Annotated in this window: 11 protein-coding genes and 1 pseudogene; 3 read left to right on the top strand and 9 right to left on the bottom strand. The window is 59.0% G+C overall.

Translation table 11 applies throughout. The features are described from left to right. Positions 1–67: 67 nt before the first annotated feature. Positions 68–214: pseudogene (locus tag ACOI7Z_RS01465) on the bottom strand (hypothetical protein); the annotation flags it as partial. A gap of 69 nt (positions 215–283) precedes the next feature. Between ACOI7Z_RS01465 and nadA the strand changes: the two are divergent. Next, entirely contained in the window at positions 284–1327 is a 1044-nt protein-coding gene (gene nadA / locus ACOI7Z_RS01470; protein ID WP_023288879.1) for a quinolinate synthase NadA, read from the top strand. Positions 1328–1362: 35 nt separating this feature from the next. After that, positions 1363–2082 carry a nicotinamide riboside transporter PnuC gene (gene pnuC / locus ACOI7Z_RS01475; protein WP_004151689.1) on the top strand — a complete coding sequence of 240 codons (720 nt, stop codon included), beginning with the start codon at positions 1363–1365 and terminating at the stop codon, positions 2080–2082. On the opposite strand, the gene zitB is transcribed toward pnuC, so the two are convergent. Next, complete coding sequence (gene zitB, locus ACOI7Z_RS01480) at positions 2079–3023, bottom strand: CDF family zinc transporter ZitB (RefSeq protein WP_087849155.1); 945 nt, start codon at positions 3021–3023, stop codon at positions 2079–2081. The genes pnuC and zitB overlap by 4 nt on opposite strands. Positions 3024–3141: 118 nt before the next feature. After that, positions 3142–3537: a YbgS-like family protein gene (locus ACOI7Z_RS01485; RefSeq protein ID WP_087849156.1), complete on the bottom strand. Its 396-nt coding sequence runs from the start codon at positions 3535–3537 to the stop codon at positions 3142–3144. Positions 3538–3852: 315 nt separating this feature from the next. Between ACOI7Z_RS01485 and aroG the strand changes: the two genes are divergently transcribed. After that, on the top strand, positions 3853–4905 hold the full coding sequence (aroG, locus tag ACOI7Z_RS01490) for a 3-deoxy-7-phosphoheptulonate synthase AroG (protein ID WP_023288882.1): 1053 nt from the start codon (positions 3853–3855) through the stop codon (positions 4903–4905). Between the two features lie 73 nt (positions 4906–4978). Here the strand turns inward: aroG and gpmA are convergent, their stop codons facing one another. From gpmA to modF, 6 genes are all read right to left on the bottom strand, one after another. Further along, on the bottom strand, positions 4979–5731 hold the full coding sequence (gene gpmA / locus ACOI7Z_RS01495; protein WP_002895089.1) for a 2,3-diphosphoglycerate-dependent phosphoglycerate mutase: 753 nt from the start codon (positions 5729–5731) through the stop codon (positions 4979–4981). A gap of 291 nt (positions 5732–6022) precedes the next feature. Continuing rightward, positions 6023–7066, bottom strand: a complete 1044-nt coding sequence (galM, locus tag ACOI7Z_RS01500; protein ID WP_065882482.1) for a galactose-1-epimerase — start codon at positions 7064–7066, stop codon at positions 6023–6025. Further along, positions 7060–8208 (bottom strand): galactokinase, encoded by a 1149-nt coding sequence (galK, locus tag ACOI7Z_RS01505; RefSeq protein WP_065882480.1) that lies wholly within the window; start codon positions 8206–8208, stop codon positions 7060–7062. Before galK ends, galM begins: the two co-directional genes overlap by 7 nt. Before the next feature lie 2 nt (positions 8209–8210). Further along, the gene (galT, locus tag ACOI7Z_RS01510) at positions 8211–9257 is read right to left on the bottom strand and encodes a galactose-1-phosphate uridylyltransferase (RefSeq protein ID WP_044521687.1); all 1047 of its coding nucleotides are present in this window, start codon (positions 9255–9257) and stop codon (positions 8211–8213) included. Between the two features lie 9 nt (positions 9258–9266). Further along, the gene (gene galE / locus ACOI7Z_RS01515) at positions 9267–10283 is read right to left on the bottom strand and encodes a UDP-glucose 4-epimerase GalE (RefSeq protein ID WP_023288886.1); all 1017 of its coding nucleotides are present in this window, start codon (positions 10281–10283) and stop codon (positions 9267–9269) included. Between the two features lie 209 nt (positions 10284–10492). Beyond that, positions 10493–11965, bottom strand: a complete 1473-nt coding sequence (modF, locus tag ACOI7Z_RS01520) for a molybdate ABC transporter ATP-binding protein ModF (protein ID WP_087849157.1) — start codon at positions 11963–11965, stop codon at positions 10493–10495. Positions 11966–11988: the final 23 nt, after the last annotated feature.

Here is an 11988-nt window from a genome sequence, read left to right on the forward strand (position 1 = left end):
GCGCCTTTTTGCTATCTGCCCGCCCATCAATTGCCACAATATTGTATTCAGCGCTTTCCCACGCTCGCGCTGCGCTTACCACGCCTGCACAGGGCGCGAACCGGTAGCCCGGACAGCGACGCAGCATCGTCCCCTGGAACAGGCGCTGATGTACAAAATTCATCACGACTTTTGGCGCGTAATCGGCTATCTTGTTTAGCATATAAAACACCATGACCGTATCATGGCGCGGGCAGGCCATACTGACGGTCTTAGAGTTAAGCCAGTAAAACGAGATTGCATGATGAGCGTAATGTTTGATCCTGAAACGGCGATTTATCCCTTCCCACCGAAACCGCAGCCGCTGACCGTCGATGAAAAGCAGTTTTACCGCGAAAAAATCAAGCGTCTGCTGCGCGAGCGCGATGCCGTGATGGTGGCGCATTACTACACCGATCCTGAAATTCAGCAGCTGGCGGAAGAGACCGGCGGCTGTATTGCCGACTCGCTGGAGATGGCGCGCTTTGGCGCCCGCCATTCGGCCTCTACGCTGCTGGTCGCCGGGGTGCGTTTTATGGGGGAAACCGCCAAAATCCTCAGCCCGGAAAAGACCATTCTGATGCCGACCCTGAACGCCGAGTGTTCCCTGGATCTGGGCTGTCCGATTGAGGAGTTCAACGCCTTTTGCGACGCTCATCCTGACCGCACCGTGGTGGTCTATGCCAATACGTCTGCCGCAGTGAAGGCTCGCGCTGATTGGGTGGTGACCTCCAGCATCGCCGTGGAACTCATTGACCATCTGGATAGCCTTGGTCAAAAAATCCTCTGGGCGCCGGACCGCCATCTTGGTCGTTACGTTCAGCGTCAGACCGGCGCAGATGTGCTCTGCTGGCAGGGGGCGTGCATCGTGCACGACGAGTTTAAAACCCAGGCGTTGATGCGGATGAAGGCTCTGCATCCCGAAGCGGCTGTGCTGGTCCATCCTGAGTCGCCGCAGGCGATCGTCGAGATGGCCGATGCCGTAGGCTCCACCAGCCAGCTGATTGCGGCGGCAAAAAGCCTGCCCCAGCGCCAGCTGATCGTGGCGACCGATCGCGGTATCTTTTATAAAATGCAGCAGGCGGTGCCGGAGAAAACGCTGCTGGAAGCGCCCACCGCCGGTGAAGGGGCGACCTGCCGCAGCTGCGCGCATTGTCCGTGGATGGCGATGAACGGCCTGAAAGCCATTGCCGAGGGTCTCGAGCAGGGCGGCGCTGAACATGAAATCCACGTCGACGAAGCGCTGCGGACTGGCGCATTAATTCCCCTTAACCGGATGCTGGATTTTGCGGCTACACTACGGGGATAACCTATTGCCGCGTCATCTGGCGCTGAGAGGATAAAATGGATTTTTTTAGCACGCAGAATATTTTAGTACATATACCCATCGGCGCCGGGGGGTACGATCTCTCCTGGATAGAGGCCGTGGGGACCATCGCCGGGCTGTTGTGCATCTGGCTGGCGAGCCTGGAGAAGATCAGTAACTATGCCTTCGGTCTGGTCAACGTCACGCTGTTCGCCATCATCTTCTTTCAGATCCAGCTGTACGCCAGCCTGTTGCTGCAGCTGTTCTTCTTTGCCGCTAACGTTTACGGCTGGTATGCCTGGTCGCGGCAAAGCAGCAACCATGAGGCTGAGCTGCAGATCCGCTGGCTACCGCGCAGTAAAGCTCTGGGCTGGCTGGCGGCCTGCGTGGTGGCGATCGGCTTGCTGACCCTGTTTATCAATCCGTTTTTTGCTTTCCTGACGCGGATCGCGGTCAGCCTGATGCAAGCGCTCGGTTTGCAGGTCACTATGCCGGAACTGCAGCCGGACGCCTTCCCGTTCTGGGACTCCTGTATGACGGTGCTGTCGGTAGTGGCGATGATCTTAATGACCCGCAAATACGTTGAGAACTGGCTGCTGTGGGTCATCGTCAACGTCATCAGCGTGGTGATTTTTGCCCGTCAGGGCGTCTATGCGATGTCGCTGGAATATCTCTTGCTGACGTTCATTGCGCTGAACGGCAGCCGGATGTGGATAAACAGCGCGCGTGAGCGAGGTTCTCACGCGTTTTCTGGCTAATGGTGGTGATGATGATCGTGCCCGGCGTGCATCGTGTTGAGATGGCACTCCGGGCCGCTGCAGGGCTGGTACTCCATCTGCACCGTGGCATGCTCAATTTCATATTTATGTTCCAGGAAATGCAGGATACGGTTGAGTAACGCATCATGATCGTGCGGCGGTACAACCTGCACATGCAGCGTCATCACCGGTTTTTCCCCCACCAGCCAGACGTGGACGTGGTGAACATCGCGCACCTCCGGGATAGAGCGGCGGATATCCCGCTGCAGGGCCGTCACATCCAGCGAACGCGGCGCGCCTTCCAGCAGCTCATTCAGACTCTCCTTCAGCAGACGCCAGGCGCTACGTAACACCAGGCAGGAAACCAGCACGGAAAGGATCGGGTCGACAGGTGTCCAGCCGGTGGTGAGGATCACCACGGCGGCCACAATCGCGCCAACCGAGCCCAGCAGATCGCCGAGCACGTGTAGCGCTGCGGCGCGCACGTTGAGGTTCCGCTCTTCGCTGCCACGATGCAGGATCCAGAAAGCCAGCACGTTGGCCAGCAGGCCAGCGACCGCAATCACCATCATCGTCACGCCGGCAACCGGCTGCGGGTGCTGGAAGCGCTGAATGGCCTCCCAGACAATCAGCATGGTGATCACCACCAGAGCAATGGCATTGAGAAACGCCGCCAGGGTGGTCAAACGGAGCCAGCCAAAGGTATGGCGGGCATTCGGGGGACGGCTGGCGAAGCGAACCGCCAGCAGCGCAAACAGCAGGGCGGCGGAGTCGGTGAGCATATGGCCGGCATCCGCCAGCAGGGCCAACGAGCCGGAGATCGCGCCGCCGATGGCTTCTACCAGCATAAAACCAGCGGTGACGATGAACGCCCAGAGCAGCCGGCGGGCGTTGCCGTTATCCGGAGCCTGGGCGGAGGAGTGCGAATGCGAGTGCGCCATAGTGTCGTCCCTTGATAGTTATCATTATCACGCTATGACATCATAAACAGAGAACGATAACAAACAGAGAAAAGGCGAGCCCGGCTCGCCTTTTCTCTGTTTGCACTCACCGCATCAATTATTGGGTGGTGCCGTCGGTTTTGCTGTTGTCATGGTTCATGCTGTCGCCGTTGTCCAGCTTCTTACCGGTGTCCGGACAGCGGCCGTCTTTACACATCGAGTTTTTATGGACCTCATCGCTCGACATATTGTCCTGGCTCATCGTCGAGCCGTCAGGATGAAGCATGGTGCCGCCAGTGCCAGTGCCAGTGCCAGAGCCAGAATTGATTTGGCTATTATCGACGTTATTCGGCGCCACGTTTTCACGGGCGTCCGGCGCCACCTGACCGGCATCAGCGGAAGAGTTGGCTTGGCCATTGTTGGACTGGGCGCCGGCGTCTGCCGCCAGGGCCGCGCCGCTGGCAAGACATAAGGTGGCGGTGAGCAAAAGGGTCGTCAGTTTTTTCATGTTCATCGGATACTCCTGTTGGGTCGGGAAGCGGTAACTACGCCTCCAGCGGTAAGTGTGCCAGGGATCTGACTCGCTATGGTTAAAGACTCCGCAGACGATCGCAGTGTCACTATATAATCCTGAAACGTAAGACTTAATTAGCTTTAACAGTTAAATATTGTAGTTCATGAGTCTGGTTTCGCTACTTTATGGCGTATTTTTGCCTATTTCCAGGATTATTCCATCACTACTGTAAAATCACGTTTACACTATTTCAGCGAAGAGATAGATTGGAGGGATTGCATTTCATTGAATAAGTATGGCAACGCTGGAAAGAAGATGAATTATCAGAACGACGATTTACGCATTAAAGAGATCAACGAATTATTACCTCCCGTTGCGCTCCTGGAAAAATTCCCTGCTACCGAAAATGCTGCAAACACCGTTGCACATGCTCGCAAAGCGATCCACCAGATCCTCAAAGGTGATGATGACCGCCTGCTGGTGGTGATTGGGCCCTGTTCTATTCACGACCCGGCGGCGGCGAAAGAGTACGCTTCCCGTCTGCTGACCCTGCGCGAGGCGCTGAAGGGCGAGCTCGAGATCGTCATGCGCGTCTATTTTGAGAAACCGCGCACCACCGTCGGCTGGAAAGGGCTAATCAACGATCCCCATATGGATAACAGCTTCCGCATCAACGACGGGTTGCGCATTGCGCGCAAACTGCTGCTGGACATTAACGACAGCGGCCTGCCGGCGGCAGGGGAATTCCTCGATATGATCACCCCGCAGTATGTCGCCGATCTGATGAGCTGGGGCGCCATCGGGGCGCGCACCACCGAATCCCAGGTGCACCGCGAGCTCGCCTCGGGGCTCTCCTGCCCGGTGGGCTTTAAAAACGGTACCGATGGCACCATCAAGGTGGCTATCGACGCGATTAACGCCGCCGGCGCGCCGCACTGTTTCCTGTCGGTCACCAAGTGGGGCCACTCCGCTATCGTCAATACCAGCGGCAACGGCGACTGCCATATTATTCTGCGCGGCGGCAAAGAGCCGAACTACAGCGCGAAGCACGTGGCGGAGGTGAAAATCGGTCTGGCGAAAGCGGGCCTGCCGGCCCAGGTGATGATCGACTTCAGCCACGCCAACTCCAGCAAGCAGTTCAAGAAGCAGATGGAAGTAGGCGCCGACGTATGCCAGCAGATTGCCGGCGGCGAGCGCGCCATTATGGGCGTGATGATTGAAAGCCATTTGGTGGAAGGCAACCAGAGCCTCGAGAGCGGTGAACCGCTGACCTACGGCAAGAGCGTCACCGACGCCTGCATCGGCTGGGAGGATACCGAAGCGATCCTGCGTCAGCTGGCGGAAGCGGTGAAAACCCGCCGCGGCTAAGCTACGTTGCGCTCGCGCAGGTCATAAAAAAAGCGTGGAGATTTCCACGCTTTTTTATTTTCACCGGGGGAAATTACTTCGCTTTACCCTGGTTGGCGACGGCAGCCGCTTTCGCCGCGATCTCTTCCGCGTTGCCCAGATAGTAATGTTTGATCGGCTTGAAGTTTTCATCGAACTCATACACCAGCGGTACGCCGGTCGGGATGTTCAGTTCGAGGATCTCGTCTTCGCCCATGTTGTCGAGGTATTTAACCAGCGCGCGCAGGGAGTTACCGTGAGCGGCGATGATCACGCGCTCACCGCTTTTCAGGCGCGGCAGAATGGTTTCGTTCCAGTAAGGCACGACGCGGTCGATGGTCAGCGCCAGGCTTTCAGTGGTCGGCAGTTCCGCGTCGGTCAGTTTTGCATAGCGCGGATCGTGGCCCGGGTAGCGCTCGTCGTCTTTGGTCAGCTCCGGCGGAGTAACGGCGAAGCCGCGACGCCACTGTTTAACCTGCTCGTCACCGTATTTCTCAGCAGTTTCCGCTTTGTTCAGGCCCTGCAGCGCGCCGTAATGACGCTCGTTCAGCTTCCAGGATTTCTCAACCGGCAGCCAGGCCTGATCCAGTTCGTCCAGCACGTTCCACAGGGTGTGGATGGCACGTTTCAGCACGGAGGTATAAGCAAAATCAAAGCTGAAGCCTTCAGCCTTCAGCAGTTTACCTGCTGCTTTCGCTTCGCTAACGCCTTTCTCGGACAGATCAACGTCGTACCAACCGGTGAAGCGGTTTTCGTTGTTCCACTGGCTTTCGCCATGACGAACCAGTACCAGCTTAGTTACAGCCATTCTCTTACTCCTCTCTACACGCCATCCCTCGCGCCGCGAACGGTGCGCTGAATATGTTGGTGTATGTGTTATTGATTGATAACTATTCTCATTATATTGCCGTGATTTGGCTCACGGCAATGCTTATCCCTAACCATAGCGAAAATAGTGGCTCAGTGTAAGGTGCTTGTAAAACACAGGTTATTTTTTTGTCCTTTGGTGACGGAAATTAGAGCAGGTTGCTGAAAAAAGAGGCGGCAGAGAGGAGGGCGGGGACGAAACTCAGCGCCCCCCGGCGGAGGGCGCTGGCGATTAGCGGGCGATAAACTGATATTCCGTCAGGCTGACGTACTCCTGGCCCGGACGTAACACACAGTCCGGCTGCGGCCATTCCGGATGATTCGGCGAATCCGGCAGGAATTCGCTCTCCAGCGCCAGCCCCTGCCAGTCGGCGTAGGGTTCCGTCGTCTGCGACGGGGTGCCGCCGAGATAGTTGCCGGAATAAAACTGTAGCGCCGGAGCGGAGGTATAGACCGTCATCTGCAGCTTGCCGTCCTGCGACCAGACCTGCGCCGCAGGTTGAGTGGCGTCGCCTCTGGCGTCCAGCAGGAAGGCATGGTCATAACCCTTCACCTTTTGCTGATCGGCATCCGCGAGGAAGTCGGCGGCGATGGTTTTCGGCTGGCGGAAATCAAAGCTGGTGCCGGCGACGTCTTTGAGTCCGCCGCCAGGGATACCATCGCTTTCCACCGGCAAATAGCGATGGGCGAGGATCTGCAGCTGGTGCTGGCGCACGTCGCCCTGGTCACCGTCGAGGTTGAAATAGACGTGATTGGTCATGTTCACCGGGCAGGGTTGGTCCACGGTGGCGCGATAGGTAATCGCGATGCGGTTATCGTCGGTCAGACGATAGTGCGCGGTGGCCTGCAGAGTGCCCGGAAAGCCTTGATCGCCATCGGGCGATGTCAGGGCGAACAGCGCTTCCTGCTCGTCGGCGCGGACGATGCGCCAGCGGCGTTTATCAAACCCTTCCGGGCCGCCGTGAAGCTGGTGGCCCGCGTCGTTTGACGGCGTGACGGTGACGAGCTGGCCGTCAAGCGGGAAGCGGCTATTGCCGATACGGTTGGCGTAGCGGCCTACCGAGGCGCCAAGAAACGCGGCCTGGCGGGCATAGTCTTCCAGCTTCGCGCAGCCCAGCAGCGGATGGCGCACGCTGCCATCGGCCAGCGGCACCTCGGCGCTGAGCAGCGTCGCGCCCCAGTCCGCCACGGTGACGGTCATCCCCGCCTTATTGCGCAGGGTTACCTGCTGCCATGGCTGGCCGTCCGGCGCCAGCGCGGTAGTTTGCGTTACCATTGACCAGCCCCCTGTGACGGTTTGCAGACATAAAACGTCTCTTTAATTCCGGTTTTCGCTTCATACTCGTTGGCAACGGCCTGCTGAACGGTATCGACCAGATCTTCCGGGACCAGCGCTACCACACAGCCGCCAAAACCGCCGCCGGTCATGCGCACGCCGCCCTTATCGCCGATGGTCGCCTTGACGATCTCCACCAGGGTGTCGATCTGCGGGACGGTGATCTCGAAATCATCGCGCATCGAGGCGTGGGATTCGGCCATCAGCTCACCCATCCGCTTCAGGTCGCCTTTTTCAAGGGCGCTGGCGGCTTCCACGGTGCGGGCATTCTCCGTCAGCACATGACGTACCCGCTTCGCCACCACCGGATCCAGCTCATGGGCGACAGCGTTGAATTGCTCAAGGGTGACATCGCGCAGAGCGGGCTGCTGGAAGAAGCGCGCGCCGGTCTCGCACTGTTCACGACGGGTGTTGTACTCGCTGCCGACGAGGGTGCGCTTAAAGTTGCTGTTGATGATCACCACCGCGACGCCTTTCGGCATCGAGACGGCTTTGGTGCCCAGCGAGCGGCAGTCGATCAGCAGCGCATGGTCTTTTTTGCCCAGCGCCGAAATCAGCTGATCCATGATCCCGCAGTTGCAGCCGACGAACTGATTTTCCGCCTCCTGGCCGTTGAGGGCGATTTGCGCGCCGTCCAGCGGCAGATGGTAGAGCTGCTGGAACACGGTGCCGACGGCGACCTCCAGCGAGGCTGAGGAGCTTAAGCCCGCGCCCTGCGGCACATCGCCGCTGATCACCAGATCCGCGCCGCCGAAGTGGCTGTTCCGCTGTTGCAGATGCTTCACCACGCCGCGGACATAGTTCGACCACTGCTGGGTGTCGTGGCTGAGAATCGGCGCGTCGAGAGAGAATTCGTCGGTCTGATTGTCGTAATCGGCGGCAATCACCCGCACGGTACGATCGTCGCGCGGCGCACAGCTGATCACCGTCTGGTAGTCGATGGCGCAGGGCAGCACAAAGCCGTCGTTGTAATCGGTATGCTCGCCGATCAGGTTGACGCGGCCTGGTGCCTGAATGACATGGCTGGCCGGGTAGCCGAAGGCCTCAGCAAACAGGGTTTGGGTTTTCTCTTTCAGACTCATCATTACACTCCGGATTCACGAAAATGGACGTCGCTGACGGCGCGCAGTCGTTCGGCAGCTTGCTCGGCGGTGAGATCGCGCTGCGTTTCGGCCAGCATTTCGTAGCCAACCATAAACTTGCGGACCGTCGCGGAGCGCAGCAGCGGCGGATAAAAGTGGGCGTGAAGCTGCCAGTGGTTATGGTCTTCATCGTTAAACGGCGCGCCGTGCCAGCCCATGGAGTAGGGGAATGAGCACTGGAACAGGTTGTCGTAACGGCTGGTCAGCTTTTTCAACGCCAGCGCCAGATCGCTGCGCTGGGCGTCGGTTAAATCGGTAATACGCTGCACGGGCGCTTTCGGCAGCAGCAGCGTTTCGAACGGCCATGCGGCCCAGTAGGGCACGACCGCCAGCCAGTGATCGGTGTCGACCACCGTGCGGCTGCCGTCGGCCAGTTCGCGCCGGGCATAGTCCAGCAGCATCGGCTGGCCCTGGCTGGCGTAATACGCTTTCTGCAGACGGTCTTCCCGTTCCGCTTCATTAGGCAGGAAGCTGTTGGCCCATACCTGACCGTGCGGGTGTGGGTTGGAGCAGCCCATCGCTGCGCCTTTGTTTTCAAAGACCTGCACCCACGGGTAGCTTTTCCCGAGGTCCGCGGTCTGTTCCTGCCACGCTTTAACCACGCCTTCCAGCGCTTCAAGGCTCAGTTCCGGCAGCGTTTTGCTGTGGTCTGGCGAGAAGCAGATCACCCGACTGGTGCCGCGCGCGCTCTGGCAGCGCATCAGCGGATCGTCACTTTCCGGGGCATCCGGGGTGTCGGTCATCAGGGCCGCAAAGTCGTTGGTAAACACGTAGGTGCCGGTGTAATTCGGATTCGTGTCGCCAGTGACCCGGGTGTTGCCCGGGCACAGGAAACAGTCCGGATCGTGGGCCGGCAAGGTCTGTTTTGCCGGCGTCTCCTGCGCTCCCTGCCAGGGGCGCTTGGCGCGATGCGGAGAAACCAGAATCCACTGCCCGGTTAACGGGTTATAACGACGATGCGGATGGTCAACGGGGTTAAATACGCTCATGAAGGTTCCTTAGTCTGGATAACCCTGCGGATGGCGGGACTGCCAGTTCCAGGTGTCCTGCGCCATTTCGTCCAGGTTGCGCGTCACGCGCCAGTTCAGCTCGCGGTCGGCCTTGGCGGCATCCGCCCAGTAGGCCGGGAGGTCGCCATCGCGGCGCGGCGCGAAATGGTAGTTAATCGGTTTGCCGCAGGCCTTGCTGAAAGCATTGACCACGTCGAGCACGCTGCTGCCGACGCCGGCGCCAAGGTTGTAGATATGGACCCCGGCTTTGTCAGCCAGTTTTTCCATGGCCGCGACGTGGCCGTCGGCAAGGTCCATGACGTGGATATAATCGCGCACGCCGGTGCCATCTTCGGTCGGGTAGTCGTTACCAAACACGGCCAGCGATTCGCGACGGCCAACGGCGACCTGGGCGATATACGGCATCAGGTTATTCGGGATCCCCTGCGGGTCTTCGCCCATGTCGCCCGACGGGTGGGCGCCGACCGGGTTGAAGTAGCGCAGCAGCGCAATGCTCCACTCCGGCTGCGCTTTTTGCAGGTCGGTCAGGATCTGCTCCACCATCAGTTTGCTTTTACCGTAGGGGCTTTGCGGGGTGCCGGTCGGGAAGCTTTCGACATACGGGATTTTCGGCTGGTCGCCGTAGACGGTGGCGGAGGAGCTAAAGATGAAGTTCTTCACGCCCGCGGCGCGCATGGCGGAGACTAATTTCAGTGTGCCGGTGACGTTATTGTCGTAATATTCCAGCGGCTTGGCGACGGACTCCCCGACGGCTTTCAGCCCGGCGAAGTGGATCACCGCTTCAATGGCGTGATCGTGGAGGATCTCGGTCATCAGCGCTTCGTTACGAATATCGCCTTCAATAAAGGTGGCTTCTTTGCCGCCGAGACGCTCAATCACCGGCAGTACGCTGCGCTTGCTGTTGCAGAGATTGTCGAGGATCACCACCTCATGCCCCTGCAGCAGCAGTTGAACGCAGGTATGACTTCCAATGTAACCGCTACCACCTGTAACCAGAACTTTCATGATTCGCTCCATTCGGCTTATCGTGTATGAGGAAGATAGCATATCAAAGAAGTGAAAAGTGTGACACAGAACAAGTTAGTGGAATCGTTTACACTCAAGAGTGAAACGGCATCGTTTAATATATTTTGTTTAAAATACATCTTGTTAGGTGAGTAAGGCGCTATTTTTCTGAAAAATACCAGGGATCTTGCGATCCCCGGCAGGGGGCGTCAGGCCACGGGGCCGAGCTGATAAGTGTAACCGTCTCCACTGGGAACGAACGCCAGGCGATGGGTAATACAGTCCGGGGCATCTTCCGCATGGTGCGAGACAAACAGCAGCTGCGTGGCGCCTTCGCCAATCAGGACGTCGACGAAGCGGCGCACCAGCTGGCGATTGAGGGGATCCAGCCCCTGCAGCGGTTCATCAAGGATCAGCAGGGTTGGATGCTTCACCAGCGCGCGGACGATAAGCGCCAGCCGCTGCTGGCCCCACGACAGGCTGTGAAACGGCGCGTCGGCGGTGCGCTTATCGATGCCGAGAATATCCAGCCATTGCTGCACCAGCTTATGCTGTTTATCCGACACCGCCTGATAAATGCCGATCGAGTCAAAATAGCCCGACAGGATGACGTTGCGGACGTTGGTGCTGACCCGGTAGTCCAGATGCAGGCTGCTGCTGACGTAGCCGATATGCTTTTTAATATCCCAGATGGTCTCGCCGCTGCCGCGCCGACGGCCAAAGAGGGTGAGATCGTTGCTGTAGCCCTGGGGGTGATCGCCGGTGATAAGGCTTAAGAGGGTGGATTTACCCGCGCCGTTGGGGCCGACGATCTGCCAGTGTTCGCCGGGGTTTACGGTCCAGGAGAGGTGGTTGATGACCGGGCGATCGTTGTAGGAGACCACCCCGTCATTGAGGACGATACGCGGCGCCGTCTCCGTCAGCGTATGGCGGGCCGGTGGGGCATCCGGCTCCGGGAGGGTGATACCGTCCAGTTTTTCACTGTGCGCCAGCTGGGCGACCAGCGCCTGCTGCAGCAGAGCGTGCTTCTCGCCGGTCTCGCTGAGGAGGCAGTCAGCCAGCACGCCGGCGTATTGCACAAAGTCCGGGATCTCATCGAAACGGTTGAGCACCAGCACCAGGGTGATGCCGGCGCGATGCAGGTCGGCCAGCAGGGCGGCCAGCTGCTGGCGGGAGTTGACGTCGAGGCCGTCGAACGGCTCGTCGAGGATCAGCAGTTGCGGATCGCTCATCAGGGCCTGGCACAGCAGGGTCTTACGCGTTTCGCCAGTGGACAGATACTTAAAGCGGCGGTCCAACAGGGCGCTGATGGCAAACTGTTCGGCAAGCTGCGCGCAGCGGGTCGGATCTTTCACCTCATCCTGAATAATCTCCGCGGTAGTGCGTCCGGTATCTTCTTCTCCGGGGCTGAGCAGGTCGGTGTTATTGCGCTGCCACTCGTCGCTGACCAGCTTCTGCAGCTGTTCGAAGGAGAGGCGGGTTACGCGGGAGAAGAGGCTTTCGCGCTGGCCGCTGAGCAGGGTCAGGTCGCCGGCCAGGGCCCGTGCGAGGGCGGATTTGCCGCTGCCGTTGCTGCCGACGAACGCCCAGCTTTCACCCGCCGCCACGCTCAGGTGGTCTATTTTTAAGGTTTTTGTATCGCTCAGGCGAAACGTGCCTTGCGAAATTTGCAATGATGACATGATGTATCCCATTTTTTGCAGCG

This window comes from Klebsiella sp. C283, assembly GCF_048822555.1.
Taxonomy (GTDB): Bacteria; Pseudomonadota; Gammaproteobacteria; order Enterobacterales; family Enterobacteriaceae; genus Klebsiella; species Klebsiella quasipneumoniae.